This window comes from Christiangramia aquimixticola (assembly GCF_048285835.1).
Lineage (GTDB): Bacteria > Bacteroidota > Bacteroidia > Flavobacteriales > Flavobacteriaceae > Christiangramia > Christiangramia aquimixticola.
Window position 1 is genome coordinate 312,902 of the sequence record NZ_JBLVTL010000002.1, and the last position, 14,724, is coordinate 327,625.

Here is a 14,724-nt window from a genome sequence, read left to right on the forward strand (position 1 = left end):
CCTTTTATGAAAAAGATCTTGAGATTTTTTCTATACCTCATTGCATTCCTTTTACTCGCCTCCTTTTTACTTCACATATTTGGTTACGGCTATATCTTTAAAGCCGTAAAAACCACTTACCTCACCGGGCATACTACTGCCTTTATAGACGATCATAAATATTTCACCAACACAGTGATCAACAATGGAGAAAAAGTGCAGGAATGGCCTTTAAAATCGACTTACGGTCAGGTTGAAGCCACTTCTACTCTGGACAGCCTGAATAAAGAACTTGAAACTGCCGCCTTTCTCATTATCTATAAGGATAGCCTGCTGTTTGAAAAGTATTATTACGGTTATGATGAATACTCAAAGACCAATTCGTTTTCGATGGCAAAAAGTCTGGTTACGGCAATGATGTTCAAAGCCATTCAGGAAGGACATTTAAAAGGTCTGGATCAACCGGTAGCTGATTTCTTTCCTCAGTTTGATAGCCGACTTAAAATTGGCAACCTCTCCAGTATGTCTTCAGGGCTTGACTGGAATGAGAATTATTATAACCCGTTTGCTTCAACGGCACAGGCATATTTTGGAAAGGATATCAGAGAACAGGTTTTGGGACTTAAGGTGATCGAAGAGCCGGGAAAGGAATTTAAATATTTAAGCGGGAATACCCAGTTGCTGGCTATGGTTCTTGAAAAAGCCACAGGCAAAAGTCTAAGCACCTACCTGAGTGAGAATTTCTGGCAGCCTATGGGAATGAATGACGAGGCCTTATGGCAATTGGACAGTAAAGAAAGCGGCATGGAAAAAGCCTATTGCTGTATTTCCAGCAACGCACGAAATTTCGCAAAATTTGGGAAGTTATTTCTAAACAATGGCAAATGGGAAAACGAGCAAATTGTGGATTCAGCATATGTGAGTAAACTTCAGAAGCCGGTTTTTGAAGATTCTCCGCAATACAGTTATGGATTCTGGTTAAGTAAGCATTTAGGGAAAGATATTTTCTATATGCGGGGTGTTTTAGGCCAATACGTTATAATGATCCCGGAGGATGATGTGGTGATCGTTAGACTGGGCAGGGAACTTATAGGGAAAGAAGCTGGAGATGAGCATTATAAAGATTTTTATCTTTATATTGAAGAAGCCTATAAAATGCTGAAAAATGCTTCAGAAACTCAATCTTGAGAACATACTTTTTCTGGATATAGAAACCGTTCCGGAATATAGATACTACAAAGAGCTCGATGAGGAAACCAGACTTCTTTGGGATGAAAAATCCAAATACCTGAGAAAGGATGAATCACCGGAAGATTTTTATAGAAAAGCCGGGATCTGGAGTGAGTTTGGAAAGATCATTTGTATTTCGGTAGGATATTTTATCATTGCTGCTGAAGGTCGAAAATTTACGACCCGAAGTTTTAAGGGTGATGAAAAACAACTTATTAATTCCCTTTTCAGGTTTTTGGAAACGAATTTCTCCAAACCTCAACACCTTTTGTGCGCACATAATGGGAAGGAATTTGATTTTCCGTATATAGCCCGAAGAGCCTTGATAAATGATTTGGCGCTACCTGCTAAACTCGATCTTTTCGGGAAAAAGCCATGGGAAGTGTCTCATCTGGATACTTTGGATCTGTGGAAGTTTGGCGATTATAAACATTATACCTCCTTAAAACTACTTACCCATGTTCTGGGAATCCCTTCTCCTAAAGAAGACATCGATGGCACGATGGTAAGGGAAGTCTATTATGAGAAACAAGAACTTGATAGAATTGTGAATTATTGCGAAAGAGATGTTGTGGCCATAGCGCAGGTTATCTTAAAATTTAGACAGGAACCTTTACTTAATCCTTCTGAAATCACTACCACGAAGTAATTATTAAAATTCATTTCCCAACTTAAAAAGCTGCACTTTAAAATTACTTCAGAAAAGAGATCTGAATACACCCCTTAAAAATCCTTTAACATAAGCTTAACTAGAAGCTAAAAACCGCCCTCCACCATAAGCCGTAAGTAAGGTAACGAAGAAAACAAAAGATGTTTTCAAATTATAATTTACGAACCTTATGAAAAAAATTAAACTTTTTACAGCTTTGGGAGTAGCCTTAGCAGCAGTACTTTTTATTGCAGCAGACCATGTGGATGCTCCTGGAGTAGCAGGCTCATCTGCAGATATTACAGATTTTTACGCTTTCGAGCCCACAACAGGATCAGACAATACAGTTTTTATAGTAGATGTACAGTCTAATGTATTGCCAGATCTAACTTATGGCGCATTTGACGAAGATGTACTGGTAGAGATCAATATAGATCTGGATGGAGATTTAGTGGAAGACCAGGTTATACAAGCTATACCAAGAAACGGGAAAATGTATTTCTTCGGACCTTTTAGTCCGTCCTCAACCGGGCTTAACAGTGAGATAAATGTTGACGCTGCTTTAGGAAGTGTAGAGATTTCTTCTCAAACGGCCATTACCAAAACTACCTTCAATGGTATTTCTTTATTCGCCGGTCCAAGACAAGATCCGTTTTATTTCGACTTTGTGAGATTTAATGAAGTGGTAGCACCTTCTTCTGAAGACAACTCCGGATTTAACGTTCCGGGTACCGATACTTTTGACGGAGCTAATACTCTTTCAATTGTTGTGGAAGTTCCAAATGCACTACTGGGAACTCCTACGGCTCAAAATGTAATTGGTGTGCCGGTTTATAAAACATGGGTAACAACCAACAGAAAACAATAATTCACAATTTAAAACAATCAATATCATGAAAATAAACAATATACATATACTCTTTTCAGCATTGTGTCTAAGTGTCCTTACAGTAGGATGCAGCAGCGATGATGACTTTATGACAACAAGTCCACAGCCCACTCCATCCATGGAAATGGATTTTAGCGGATCCTTTAGTCAGGTAGACCACATGGGGCGACCGGGAATAAACACAGTTTTAAGTAGTAGTGCTCAAATCAAGAATATGCATAATACTACCATTCCTTCTGAAATGCTTGCCACTTTCCAGACTTCATTTGAAACCCAACTTGAAGGTTTGCATGATGCTTACGCGGTAGCTTTGGGTGCAGATCCTGCAGATATTAATTTTGAACCAAACATTCTGGGAGATATTTTAAACGGACCTGAGCCAACTTCAGCAAACAATCCAAATCCCGTTTCTGCTACTGTTCTAACCTCTGTACTTGCTGCAGATGTTCTGGAAGTAGCTCCAGATGCACCAACTACCTATTTTAATGCCGGTACAGGTGCTCCAAATTTTGAAGGAGCTATTGGCCTAACCGGAAGAACACTTCAGGATGATGTGATCGATATTTCCCTGATTTTATTATTTGGAGGAGAAACAGGCGCCAGATTTAATGGTGAAGGTGGATTACCACAGTTGGTTACAGATGGAGTTGCAATAACTGCTAATAATATTACTTCGAGCTTTCCTTATATAGGAGCTCCGGAATAATTAAAACCTAATTAAAGGAGCCCCTAAAGAGGGCTCCTTTATATCTAATACCTAAATTATGAAAAACCTCTTTTATACCTTATTCCTTGCTGTAGTAATTACCGGATGTTCTAATAATTCCAGTAGATCAAAGGTTTCAGCTCCTCAGGATTACAATAAATTTCTGGCCGCTAACGATACCAGAACCACTTCACCTTATTTTGAATTATGGAATTCCAAAATAACAGAAGACAGTGTACAGCTTCCAAGTTTTGGCGTGGTAGCAGGAGAGTACAATAGGTTTTTTGAATCTACCGGGAATATTCAATTTCTTAAACAAGCTGAAAAGGCCTTAAAAAAAGCGGTTGAGATCGCTAATATCGATAAGGAAAAATATTACCGCTCCCTGGCCAGAAATTATATCTCCCAACACAGATTTAAAGAGGCTAAAATTTATGCAGATTCCGCTTCTCTTTCCGGTCCTGGAATAACGGCCAACCAACATCTGTTATTCGATGTATATATGGAGCTAGGAGAATATGAAGAGGCAGAAAGTATTCTGAAACAATTTGCAGATCCCTATGACTTTAATTACATGATTAGAGCTGCAAAATGGAACGATTTCAAAGGAGATCTTGACCGTACTATCATGTTCATGGAAAAAGCTAAGGAGAAAGCCGAAGCCAGCAAAAACCGGGAACTTTTACTTTGGGTTTATTCCAATCTGGGAGATTACCATGGGCATGCCGGGCAGATCAACGACAGCTATAAGCATTATTTAAAAACGTTGGAGATAGAACCTACGAACGCTTATGCAAAAAAGGGAATTGCCTGGATCATCTATTCTCACGAAGACAATCCAGATGAGGCATTACGCATTTTGGATTCTATTCTAACAGGACATAATTCACCAGACATACATCTTTTAAAGGCTGAAATAGCTCATTATAAAAAAGACGAAAAACTTCAGAACAGTTCTCTCCAAAATTTCTGGCAGCTAATGGAAAAGGAACAGTATGGTGAAATGTATAATTCTTATAAAATAGAATTGTATTCGGCAGAACCCCAAAATAAATTAAAAGCCCAGCACCTGGCTGAAGTTGAGGTGGGTAACCGTGCCACTCCGGAAACCTATCAACTACTGGCTCTGGCAAACCTTAACAATGGAAATAAAGAAAAAGCTTTAAAAATCATAGAAACTCAGGTTCAAGATAAAACCTATGAACCTTCGGCTCTACTTACAATGGCAAAAATTTTTAAGGTAAACCGTTTGGAGGAAAGAGTTCACCCCCTTAAAGAGGAATTAATGGAAGCCGGTTATGAGTTAGGCCCGGTTACATTTGCTGAAATACAGGCTTTATAATTAAGTGTGATACCATCAGAAAAATATATAACTAACTGTTTTTCAGTCAATTTATAAGGAAATATTAAGATTATCTACTGTTTTGTGTAGTACCTTTATACAGTAAACAGTTTTCTAATTTAAAAATCTATAATATGTACTTATACATTGAAATGTGGAATGTGACCACTGCATGGATGAAACTCGACCATGAAGAGCGCAAAAGAATGATGGATCACATGCATCAAAGAATCAACGAAATGAAGGCAAGTGGCGTTGAAAATCTGGGTTGGGCCAGAAACGATGAGCACACACCATACAGAAGTGATTACCGGTATATGTGCATCTGGAAAATGCCATCTGAAGAAGAAGTAAAGGTCCTGGAGAACAACCTTACAAAAGTGGGATGGTATAAATATTTCTCCCAGGCGAATTCAAGAGGGAAATTGATCTCGCAGAAAGAAGCGATAGATTTCCTCGTTGATATTGAAGAAAACTCAACATCTGTGATATAAAAAAAGCCGGATCGAGATCCGGCCTTTATATTTAATCCAATTTCATTTCGGGAATATCACCATCAACGATGAGTTCCCCTTCGGTTGCTTTACGGATATCCTCTACACTAACCCCCGGAGCTCTTTCAAGAAGCTTAAAGCCGTTTCCTGTAACTTCCAGCACAGCGAGATTGGTTACGACTTTGTTTACACAGCCTACACCCGTTAGTGGCAAGGAACATCTTTTAAGAAGTTTAGATTCACCTGCCTTATTGGTATGCATCATCGCTACGATAATATTTTCTGCAGAAGCAACAAGATCCATTGCACCTCCCATACCTTTTACCATTTTACCGGGTATTTTCCAGTTAGCAATATCTCCATTCTCGGCAACTTCCATTGCTCCAAGAATGGTAAGATCTACATGCTGCCCGCGAATCATTCCAAAACTGGTTGCAGAGTCAAAAAAACTTGCCCCTGGTAATGCGGTGATGGTCTGTTTACCCGCGTTTATAAGATCGGCATCCTCTTCCCCATCGATAGGAAAAGGTCCCATTCCAAGAATTCCATTTTCGCTCTGGAATTCCACCTGTATATCATCACGTACAAAATTGGCTACCAAAGTCGGGATCCCAATTCCAAGATTTACGTAATATCCGTCTTTAACTTCTTTGGCTATTCTTTGAGCTATTCCGTTTTTATCTAACATAGTTAATGTAATAATTCATTAATGTATTAATGGATCAATACTTATTAGTTAGGTTCTTTTTACTTGAACTTATTATCTTATACAAGATTAAACCCAACTCATTTATTCCATTCTTTAATTCTGAATCAAAAGGATAACTATCCGCTTTTTCACATAGGATCAGCCAATATTTAGTCTCTTCCAATTCTTTTAATGCAATTTTAATTTTATGTATAAAATCTATTCTACTTTCAGCATTTTGAGCTTCATGAACATTAGCACCAATACTTGTAGCAGACTTTAATAATTGATTTGCAATTACGTACTTCCTTTCATTTTCGAGAATTTCACAATATTCAATGATTTTTAAAGAGAAGTTCACACATTTTTCTAAAACGATATTCTCCTTTTTAAACATTTTACATTGATTAATTATTGAATTTTCACATTCAAAACCTCAGTGATCTTAAAATTCTCAAATTGGTGAATTCATATATTATTTACTTCGTACGGTACGTTGTTCAATTCTTTTTTCATATCCTTTCCCCTGGAAGATTCTCTGAACGAAAATTCCCGGAATATGAATATGATTTGGGTCCAGTTCTCCAGGTTCCACAAGCTCTTCCACCTCAGCTACGGTGATCTTTGCAGATCCGCACATTACTGGGTTAAAGTTTCTGGCGGTCCCTTTAAATATCAGGTTTCCGGCTTTATCACCTTTCCATGCTTTTACAAATGCAAAATCTGCCTTGAAAGCTTTTTCAAGAACATACATTTTACCATCGAATTCACGGGTTTCTTTCCCTTCAGCCACTTCAGTACCATATCCGGCAGGGGTGTATATGGCCGGGAAGCCTTGCTGAGCAGCCTGACATCTCGCTGCAAGTGTCCCTTGCGGAATTAATTCCACATCCAGTTCACCACTAAGCATTTGTTTTTCGAAGATCGCATTTTCTCCCACGTAAGAAGAAACCATTTTATCGATCTGTTTTTTATGAAGTAACTGTCCAAGCCCAAAGTCATCTACTCCGGCGTTGTTACTGATGCAGGTAAGATTCTTAACATTAAGTCGTACCAGTTCAGAAATTGCATTCTCTGGAATTCCGCATAAACCGAAACCTCCAAGCATAAAAGTCATTCCGTCTTTTACGCCCTCAGTTGCCTGTTGTACGTTATCAACCGTTTTTATGATCATTTTTTCAGAATTTTACCCGAAAATACGAAAATAAAAAGGTCGCTCCAATGCTCCCGGTATTCTTAATTGAAGAAAAAGGAATTTACAGCGGTAAAAATTGAAGAAAATTTAAAAATCCAGCTCATCCGGAACCGAATCATTATTTCGGCGCGATGCTTTATATGAACTACAGTCTACGGCAATACTTAAATTTTCAGGTCTTTCAAATTCATCTTTGGAAACCTTAAGTTCAGGATTAGCATAAACATCTTTCATATACATACCCCAGATTGGCAAAGCCATGGTAGCTCCCTGCCCGTACTGAATTCCCGGGAAATGCACCGCACGATCTTCAGCTCCAACCCATACACCTGTAACAAGATTAGGTACCATTCCCATAAACCAACCGTCACTTTGGTTTTGTGTAGTCCCCGTTTTTCCGGCGATAGGATTCTTGAAATCGTATGGATATCCTGTAACCGCTTTTTTATAAAACTCATTGTTCACAGCCCATGATCCACGAAGTCGTGTACCCGATCCACCCTGAGTTACTCCTTCCAGTAAGTTAACGGTAACATAGGCCGCCTCTTTACTAAGTACATCTCTGGTTTCGGGAACATTTTGATAAAGAACTGTTCCGTTCTTATCCTCAATTCTGTTAACCATAACCGGTTTAATATAAACTCCCTGGTTGGCAAAAGTACTATAGGCAGATACCATTTCGAAAAGGCTAATATCTGGTGTTCCAAGTGCAATAGACGGCACTGCAGGAATATTTTTAGTATCAATTCCAAGCTTTTTTAAGAGGTCTATCACAGGTTCAGGTCCTGTTTTATCAATAAGTCTTGCCGTAATTGTGTTTACAGATCCGGCTAAAGCCTGTTTCAATGTTAACATCCCGCCATAATCTCCATCACTGTTACGAGGAGCCCAATCGTTCATATTTCCATGCTTTCCTGCCTCAATAGTGAACATACTTTTTGGAAGGGTGTCACATGGTGAAAATTTAAGCTGATCTATGGCCGTAGCATAAACAAAAGGCTTGAAGGTAGATCCTACCTGTCTTTTCCCCTGCTTTACGTGATCATATTTAAAGTTCTTAAAATCGATCCCTCCAACCCAGGCTTTAACTTCACCGGTTTGTGGTACCATGGACATCATTCCTGCCTGTAAGAATGCCTTATAATACAATATGGAATCTCTTGGAGTCATTACTGTATCGATAGTTCCATTCCAACTGAAAACTCTCATTTCGGTTTTTTCTTCGAAAGATTTTTTGATTTCTTTATCAGATTTCCCCTGAGCTTTCATTTTTTTCCATCTCGCTGAAATACGCATGGAATTTTGAATACTGTTCTCTATTTCTTCTTTTTCCAGATCGCGGAAAGGAGCGGTTGGATTCTTTTCATTTTGCCTGTTAAATTCCTTCTGAAGCTGAGCAATATGTTTGGTAACCGCCTTCTCTGCATATTCCTGCATTTTGGAATCGATACTGGTATATATCTTTAATCCGTCACGATACAGACTATATTCAGTTCCATCAGGTTTTGGATTTTGCTTGATCCAGTCTTTCATGAATCCCTGAAGATAGGCACGGAAGTAAGTTGCCATCCCTTCGTCATGACCCTCTGGAGTAAACTCGATCTTCATTGGTAACTTTTGAAGCGAATCCATTTCGGCTTCAGCAAGAAAACCATTTCGGTTCATTTGCTCCAATACCTGATTTCTTCTGGATTTAACCAGCTCAGGTCTTCTCATTGGATTATATAAAGCTGAATTCTTCAGCATTCCTACCAGAACTGCAGATTCTTCGATCTTAAGTTCATGAGGTTCCTTATCAAAATATATCTTGGAAGCAGAACGAATCCCTACTGCCTGGTAAACGAAATCGTATTTGTTGAAATACATGGTAATGATCTCTTCCTTGGTATACTGTCTTTCAAGACGGGTTGAGATCACCCATTCTTTGATCTTTTGGAATACCCTTTCCAGGTCATTTTGAGCAACGTCCTCAGTAAACAATTGCTTGGCCAGCTGTTGGGTAATAGTACTTGCTCCACCACGGGTTCCAAGAAATACGGCCGCTCTTACGGTTCCCTTGGCATCAATCCCGGCATGCTGATAGAATCGTTCATCTTCAGTAGCAATTAAAGCCTGTACAAGATGGTTTGGAAGATCATCATATTTTATGGGAGTTCTGTTCTCGCTATAATATTTCCCCAGCGTTTTTCCATCTGAAGAAAAGATCTCGGTAGCAAGATTGGTTTCCGGATTTTCCAGCTCTTCAAAAGTTGGCATTTTTCCGAATAATCCCCAACCGGCAAAAAGGAATATTAATATAACCGCAAGAATTCCCACTCCAAACAGGGTCCAGAATCCTAAAATATACTTCCTGTTACTATGAGCAGGTTTCTTTGACTTTTTTGTAGTACCAGCCATTTATTACCAAAAATTAATTGTCGCTATTGCTATGTTCTATTCTGAATCCCACATCTGTGATCCCTTCCAGTTCACGTATGCCCTCTACTTCTCCATTCTTTCTCATGGCCTGCTGAATAGTCACCAGATAATCACCGGATTCATCAAATTTAATATTCTCTTTATACCAGAGCTTATTTTCTTTAACATCACCAAATCCTGTTCCCAGCCACTCACCTTCTGCAGTGGTCATTTCATACTCCAAAGTATCACTAATCACTTTGCCTTCAGGAAACCTGATCTCAGTAATTAAAAAGAGGTTACTAAAGTTGTATTTATTGTTATTCCTAATATTGATAAAAAGATCATAGGTCCCGGAGGTGTCCACATCTTTTAGTTTAAAACTCACAAGAGAGTCCTTATGCCAACCCTTAACCGATTTATAATCATCAAAAACTCTCTTTTCATCACAGGATACCAAGAGAATAAAATTCATCAAAAACAAAACATAAAACGCACTACGCATCTTTGGATCTTGAAGTATTTCCTTTTCGTTTCTTTCTTTTCTTAGGTCGCTTTTTACGCTGAGGTTTAGGTTTGTCAAAACGTGTCAAACTATCTTCGCTCACGCTGCTAAAACTCTTTTTCTCTGCTTCGTCCTGGGCAACTACCGTTGCAAACTCCTCAAGACTGCTCACAGCTTCTCCTTTTTTATTTTTAGCGACAATTTTATTAGCCTGCTCCGGAGTTAACTGGTGCCAGTTCATCCATTCACCTTCATAAGCGTACCAAAGGAATCCTTTGAAAATGTCAATTTTTTGACAAACCGCGGTTCCCTTTTTGGTTTTTAACTTAACGTCTGTTTTTGGAAAAGATTTTAAAGCCTCTAAATAAGTATCCAGCTCATAGTTTAAACAACACTTAAGCTTTCCGCATTGTCCGGCAAGTTTTTGCGGGTTCAGCGATAATTGCTGATACCTGGCTGCAGAGGTGCTAACAGACCTGAAGTCGGTTAACCAGGTAGAACAACAAAGTTCACGACCACAGGATCCAATCCCACCAAGGCGGGCAGCTTCCTGCCTTAGACCAATCTGGCGCATTTCTATACGGGTATTGAATTCCCGTGCAAATTCCTTGATAAGTTGCCTGAAATCTACTCTGTCTTCTGCAGTATAGTAAAAAGTCACTTTAGAACCATCGCCCTGAAACTCAACATCGCTAATCTTCATGCTAAGCTTAAGCCTGATGGCGATTTGTCTGGAGCGCTGTTTCATTTTCTCTTCCCTATCGCGGGCTTCCTGCCAGACGTCGATGTCTTTTTGAGATGCCTTACGGTAGATCTTAAGAATTTCTGGAGATTTTGGGTCTTCCTTTTTCTTCTTCATCTGTACTCTTACGAGTTCACCGGTAAGACTCACAATTCCAACGTCATGCCCGGGACTGGCCTCGGTAGCAACAACGTCTCCTATACTAAGACTTAAATTTTCTGAATTTCTAAAAAAGTGTTTTCGGCCGTTCTTAAAACGTACCTCTACAATATCAAAAGGTTCGACGCCTCCCGGAAGAGACATGTTGGAAAGCCAGTCGAAAACAGTGAGTTTATTACATCCATCTGTTCCACAGGTTCCATTGTTCTTACATCCTTTTGGCTGACCATCTTTCCCGGTCGAGCAACTGCTGCAAGCCATATGTTATATATATTGAGGACGTTACTTACTCTTGCGGTATATCCATCAACCCGTCGCACCTTTCGGCATTATTCGCAGGATCTCCTTCATCTTCAGGGCTCCAACCGGAGCACTACGCAATTATAAGCACCTCCTTAAGGTTCATAAAAAAATTTCAACAGTAAATATACCAATATTAATTGGCACCACCATTTTAGAATAGAAACCTATTGCTTAAACTTTAGAACCTGAGACCTGCCTTTTTTAAAGATCTTATTGCTGGCACCTTTACCTTTTCGCAATTCTTTTTGCTTTTCGTAAGGTAAGGCAGCTATTTCTTTACAGTTATCTGAACAACAATTGTTCATTTTTTGGGCACATTTTTCACACTGGATAAACAGCAAATGACATGCTTCGTTGGCACAATTCACATGAGTATCACAGGCCTTCCCACATTGATGACATTGAGCTATCACGTCTTCAGTTATTCTTTCAGCTCGTCTATGATCAAAAACAAAGTTCTTACCAATAAATTTGTTTTCAAGCTTCTGTTTCTCCACCTGTCTGGTATATTCTATAATACCTCCTTCAAGCTGAAAAACATTCTTGAATCCGCGGTGTTTGTAGTAGGCACTGGCTTTCTCACATCTAATTCCACCGGTACAATACATCACCAGATTCTTGTCTTCTTTATAGTCTTTAAGGTCCTCTTCTATGATAGGCAATGAATCCCGGAAGGTATCCACATCTGGAGTAATAGCACCCTGGAAATGACCAATTTCACTCTCGTAGTGATTCCTCATGTCCACCAAAACCGTATTAGGATCCCTAATAAGTTCGTTGAATTTGGCAGCATCTACATGCACACCTTTATTGGTCACGTCAAATGTTTCATCATTCAAACCATCTGCCACGATCTTTTTTCTAACCTTAACCTTTAGTTTTAGGAAAGATTTGATGTCGTGTTCGATGGCGATATTTAATCGAACATTTTCCAGGAAATAGATATTATCAATAAACTCCTTGAATTCATTAAACCTCTTTGCGGGAACAGAAAGTTGCGCATTGATACCTTCATGGGCCACATAGATACGACCAAGCACATCCATTTGATCCCAGGCAATGAATAAATGATTTCTAAAAAGTTCGGGGTTTCCGATTTTTGCGTAAGCATAGAAAGAGAGCGTAAGCCTGTCTTCACCGGCTTCTTCTAAAAGGGCTTCTCTTTCTTTAGCGCTCAATTTATTGTACAGTTGCATGCTATACTAATATTTTAAGTGTTAAAGAAAATTTTTGCAAAGATACATTTTTCAATTAATCACTCATAATGGTTTCCCCGGAATAAATACCTGTCCTAATTTTTGGAAATATTCCATAATTGAGCATAAGTTTTATTGTATGCCAGCAAAACTTATCTTATTTTAGCAGACCTTATTTTACATTTATAAAAAATATTCATGAGCAACGATAAAGAAAAAGAAGCGAAACTTAAAGCACTGAAGCTTACCCTTGATAAGATGGATAAAACCTACGGAAAAGGGACGGTAATGAAGATGAGCGACCAGGTAGTAGTAGATGTTGATGCTATTTCAACCGGTTCCTTAGGGCTTGATCTGGCCCTGGGAGTTGGAGGATATCCAAGAGGAAGGGTGATCGAAATTTACGGTCCTGAATCTTCAGGTAAAACAACCCTAACTCTACATGCCATTGCTGAAGCTCAGAAAAAAGGAGGTATTGCTGCCTTTATTGATGCGGAACATGCTTTTGACCGATTTTATGCTGAAAAACTTGATGTAGATATCGATAACCTGATCATCTCTCAACCAGATAATGGTGAACAGGCTCTGGAAATTACAGATAACCTTATTCGTTCAGGTGCAATAGACATTATTGTAATTGACTCAGTTGCGGCACTTACACCTAAGAGTGAGATCGAAGGTGAGATGGGTGATTCAAAAATGGGACTTCATGCAAGATTGATGTCTCAGGCTTTAAGAAAGCTAACCTCATCTATTAGTAAGACTAATTGTACGGTGATCTTCATTAACCAGTTAAGAGAGAAGATTGGTGTAATGTTTGGAAATCCTGAAACCACAACCGGTGGTAATGCATTGAAATTCTATGCATCGGTTAGACTGGATATTAGAAGATCCACTCAAATAAAGGATAGCTCCAACAATGTAATGGGTAACAAGACCCGTGTGAAAGTCGTGAAGAATAAAGTGGCTCCACCATTTAAAACTGCCGAATTTGACATTATGTATGGTGAAGGTGTTTCCAAAATTGGAGAGATCATCGATATAGGTGTGGATTACGAGATCATTCGAAAGAGTGGTTCGTGGTTTAGCTATGAAGACACTAAACTTGGCCAGGGTAGAGATGCGGTTAAGATCCTTTTAAAGGACAATCCCGATCTCATGGAAGAGCTGGAAGTCAAAATTAAAGATGCCATTAAAATGGCGAAAGAATAATAAGAAATCCCCGAAAGGGGATTTTTTTTGATCTTTACGCAACCATTTTATACAGCCTGTATCTACTAATAAAGAAACTATATGAAAAGACTGGTTGCAATTTTAATGACTTTTGTATTGACTGGCTGTTCTCTGGATAGTGATACTCCTAATACCTATTATGAACTGGCAGAGATCACCGACAATGATCTACCGGAAGAGTTTGTTTATGGAAAAACTTACGAAATCAACGTAAATTATCTCTTGCCAACAGAATGTAATGTTTTTCAGGCTATAGATGCCAGAAGAGAAGGTAACATGCCGGCAGAAAGAAGAATAATATATGTTTCTATAATAACATCAGTGGTGGAGTCAAATTCCTGTGACAGAGATTTTCCGGGAGGTGCAGGAGCTGCAAAGTTCAATCTTACCATAGATGAAAGAGAAGCCTATACTTTCAATTTTTGGACCGGTGCTTCAGGTACAGAACCGGTTTATAATGAGGTTATTATTCCCGTAGTTGAAGAAGCAACTTCAACCGACTAAATTTGAATTAACAGAATAATTTGTGGGTATAAAAGAGCTTATTTCCCGGTGTAAAAAACAAGACCGGAAGGCACAGGAAGAGCTGTATAAGCTTTATTCCCCTAAATTTTTTGGCCTTTGTCTCAAATACTCAGATAATAAGCTACAGGCTGAAGACACGCTTCAGGATGGTTTTGTAACCATTTTTCAAAAAATAAGTCAGTTCCGCAATCAGGGTTCCTTTGAAGGCTGGATGAAACGTATACTTATTAATACTGCGCTTCAAAAACACCGACAACAAAAGGTATATGAAATTATTCATGAAGAGCATTTGCAAGAACCTGAAGTAGAGATCGACGAGGAGGAATTAAGTGTGGATTACTTACTGGAATGCGTGCAGGGTTTACCTCAGCGTTACCGGCAGGTTTTCAACCTGTATGTCATGGATGGATTTTCGCATAAAGAGATCGCGGGCATGCTCCAAATTAGTGAAGGCACTTCCAAATCAAATCTCGCCAGGGCGCGGATGGCTTT

Annotated in this window: 16 protein-coding genes; 9 read left to right on the top strand and 7 right to left on the bottom strand. The window is 39.0% G+C overall.

Going from position 1 to position 14,724, the window contains the following annotated elements:
• The first annotated feature begins 6 nt into the window (after nt 1-6).
• From ACNKXV_RS05015 to ACNKXV_RS05040, 6 genes are all read left to right on the top strand, one after another.
• Nucleotides 7-1,167, top strand: a complete 1,161-nt coding sequence (locus ACNKXV_RS05015; protein WP_417906607.1) for a serine hydrolase domain-containing protein — start codon at nt 7-9, stop codon at nt 1,165-1,167.
• Nucleotides 1,145-1,858, top strand: coding sequence for a 3'-5' exonuclease (locus ACNKXV_RS05020; RefSeq protein ID WP_417906608.1), 714 nt, complete (start codon nt 1,145-1,147; stop codon nt 1,856-1,858). The genes ACNKXV_RS05015 and ACNKXV_RS05020 overlap by 23 nt, the downstream gene beginning before the upstream one ends.
• 190 nt (nt 1,859-2,048) lie before the next feature.
• Nucleotides 2,049-2,726, top strand: coding sequence for a DUF4331 family protein (locus ACNKXV_RS05025; protein ID WP_417906609.1), 678 nt, complete (start codon nt 2,049-2,051; stop codon nt 2,724-2,726).
• A gap of 25 nt (nt 2,727-2,751) precedes the next feature.
• The gene (locus ACNKXV_RS05030) at nt 2,752-3,453 is read left to right on the top strand and encodes a DUF4331 family protein (RefSeq protein WP_417906610.1); all 702 of its coding nucleotides are present in this window, start codon (nt 2,752-2,754) and stop codon (nt 3,451-3,453) included.
• Nucleotides 3,454-3,511: 58 nt separating this feature from the next.
• Nucleotides 3,512-4,795: a tetratricopeptide repeat protein gene (locus ACNKXV_RS05035; RefSeq protein ID WP_417906611.1), complete on the top strand. Its 1,284-nt coding sequence runs from the start codon at nt 3,512-3,514 to the stop codon at nt 4,793-4,795.
• A gap of 134 nt (nt 4,796-4,929) precedes the next feature.
• A complete protein-coding gene (locus ACNKXV_RS05040) occupies nt 4,930-5,289 on the top strand; it encodes a DUF6616 family protein (RefSeq protein ID WP_417906612.1) in 360 nt (119 codons plus the stop codon).
• A gap of 31 nt (nt 5,290-5,320) precedes the next feature.
• Here the strand turns inward: ACNKXV_RS05040 and ACNKXV_RS05045 are convergent, their stop codons facing one another.
• The 7 genes from ACNKXV_RS05045 to trhO form a co-directional block, all read right to left on the bottom strand.
• Nucleotides 5,321-5,977 carry a CoA transferase subunit B gene (locus ACNKXV_RS05045; RefSeq protein ID WP_417906613.1) on the bottom strand — a complete coding sequence of 219 codons (657 nt, stop codon included), beginning with the start codon at nt 5,975-5,977 and terminating at the stop codon, nt 5,321-5,323.
• 34 nt (nt 5,978-6,011) lie between these two features.
• A complete protein-coding gene (locus tag ACNKXV_RS05050) occupies nt 6,012-6,374 on the bottom strand; it encodes a four helix bundle protein (protein WP_417906614.1) in 363 nt (120 codons plus the stop codon).
• A 78-nt stretch (nt 6,375-6,452) separates the two neighbouring features.
• Nucleotides 6,453-7,151 carry a CoA transferase subunit A gene (locus ACNKXV_RS05055; RefSeq protein WP_417906615.1) on the bottom strand — a complete coding sequence of 233 codons (699 nt, stop codon included), beginning with the start codon at nt 7,149-7,151 and terminating at the stop codon, nt 6,453-6,455.
• 108 nt (nt 7,152-7,259) lie between these two features.
• Nucleotides 7,260-9,569 carry a penicillin-binding protein 1A gene (locus ACNKXV_RS05060; protein WP_417906616.1) on the bottom strand — a complete coding sequence of 770 codons (2,310 nt, stop codon included), beginning with the start codon at nt 9,567-9,569 and terminating at the stop codon, nt 7,260-7,262.
• Nucleotides 9,570-9,582: 13 nt separating this feature from the next.
• On the bottom strand, nt 9,583-10,074 hold the full coding sequence (locus tag ACNKXV_RS05065) for a gliding motility lipoprotein GldH (protein ID WP_470269295.1): 492 nt from the start codon (nt 10,072-10,074) through the stop codon (nt 9,583-9,585).
• The gene (locus ACNKXV_RS05070) at nt 10,067-11,236 is read right to left on the bottom strand and encodes a PSP1 domain-containing protein (protein ID WP_417906618.1); all 1,170 of its coding nucleotides are present in this window, start codon (nt 11,234-11,236) and stop codon (nt 10,067-10,069) included. The genes ACNKXV_RS05065 and ACNKXV_RS05070 overlap by 8 nt, the downstream gene beginning before the upstream one ends.
• Before the next feature lie 206 nt (nt 11,237-11,442).
• Entirely contained in the window at nt 11,443-12,474 is a 1,032-nt protein-coding gene (trhO, locus tag ACNKXV_RS05075) for an oxygen-dependent tRNA uridine(34) hydroxylase TrhO (RefSeq protein ID WP_417906619.1), read from the bottom strand.
• 198 nt (nt 12,475-12,672) lie between these two features.
• On the opposite strand from trhO, the gene recA reads away from it, so the two are divergent.
• From recA to ACNKXV_RS05090, 3 genes are all read left to right on the top strand, one after another.
• The gene (gene recA, locus ACNKXV_RS05080) at nt 12,673-13,686 is read left to right on the top strand and encodes a recombinase RecA (RefSeq protein ID WP_417906620.1); all 1,014 of its coding nucleotides are present in this window, start codon (nt 12,673-12,675) and stop codon (nt 13,684-13,686) included.
• A gap of 81 nt (nt 13,687-13,767) precedes the next feature.
• Nucleotides 13,768-14,211: a hypothetical protein gene (locus ACNKXV_RS05085; RefSeq protein ID WP_417906621.1), complete on the top strand. Its 444-nt coding sequence runs from the start codon at nt 13,768-13,770 to the stop codon at nt 14,209-14,211.
• Between the two features lie 22 nt (nt 14,212-14,233).
• A partial coding sequence (locus ACNKXV_RS05090; protein WP_417906622.1) for an RNA polymerase sigma factor occupies nt 14,234-14,724 on the top strand: 491 nt, incomplete at its 3' end.

Coding starts and splice junctions, on each gene's coding strand:
- ACNKXV_RS05015 (WP_417906607.1), top strand. CDS start 7: ATGAAAAAGATCTTGAGATTTTTTCTATACCTCATTGCATTCCTTTTA.
- ACNKXV_RS05020 (WP_417906608.1), top strand. CDS start 1,145: ATGCTTCAGAAACTCAATCTTGAGAACATACTTTTTCTGGATATAGAA.
- ACNKXV_RS05025 (WP_417906609.1), top strand. CDS start 2,049: ATGAAAAAAATTAAACTTTTTACAGCTTTGGGAGTAGCCTTAGCAGCA.
- ACNKXV_RS05030 (WP_417906610.1), top strand. CDS start 2,752: ATGAAAATAAACAATATACATATACTCTTTTCAGCATTGTGTCTAAGT.
- ACNKXV_RS05035 (WP_417906611.1), top strand. CDS start 3,512: ATGAAAAACCTCTTTTATACCTTATTCCTTGCTGTAGTAATTACCGGA.
- ACNKXV_RS05040 (WP_417906612.1), top strand. CDS start 4,930: ATGTACTTATACATTGAAATGTGGAATGTGACCACTGCATGGATGAAA.
- ACNKXV_RS05045 (WP_417906613.1), bottom strand. CDS start 5,977: ATGTTAGATAAAAACGGAATAGCTCAAAGAATAGCCAAAGAAGTTAAA.
- ACNKXV_RS05050 (WP_417906614.1), bottom strand. CDS start 6,374: ATGTTTAAAAAGGAGAATATCGTTTTAGAAAAATGTGTGAACTTCTCT.
- ACNKXV_RS05055 (WP_417906615.1), bottom strand. CDS start 7,151: ATGATCATAAAAACGGTTGATAACGTACAACAGGCAACTGAGGGCGTA.
- ACNKXV_RS05060 (WP_417906616.1), bottom strand. CDS start 9,569: ATGGCTGGTACTACAAAAAAGTCAAAGAAACCTGCTCATAGTAACAGG.
- ACNKXV_RS05065 (WP_470269295.1), bottom strand. CDS start 10,074: ATGCGTAGTGCGTTTTATGTTTTGTTTTTGATGAATTTTATTCTCTTG.
- ACNKXV_RS05070 (WP_417906618.1), bottom strand. CDS start 11,236: ATGGCTTGCAGCAGTTGCTCGACCGGGAAAGATGGTCAGCCAAAAGGA.
- trhO (WP_417906619.1), bottom strand. CDS start 12,474: ATGCAACTGTACAATAAATTGAGCGCTAAAGAAAGAGAAGCCCTTTTA.
- recA (WP_417906620.1), top strand. CDS start 12,673: ATGAGCAACGATAAAGAAAAAGAAGCGAAACTTAAAGCACTGAAGCTT.
- ACNKXV_RS05085 (WP_417906621.1), top strand. CDS start 13,768: ATGAAAAGACTGGTTGCAATTTTAATGACTTTTGTATTGACTGGCTGT.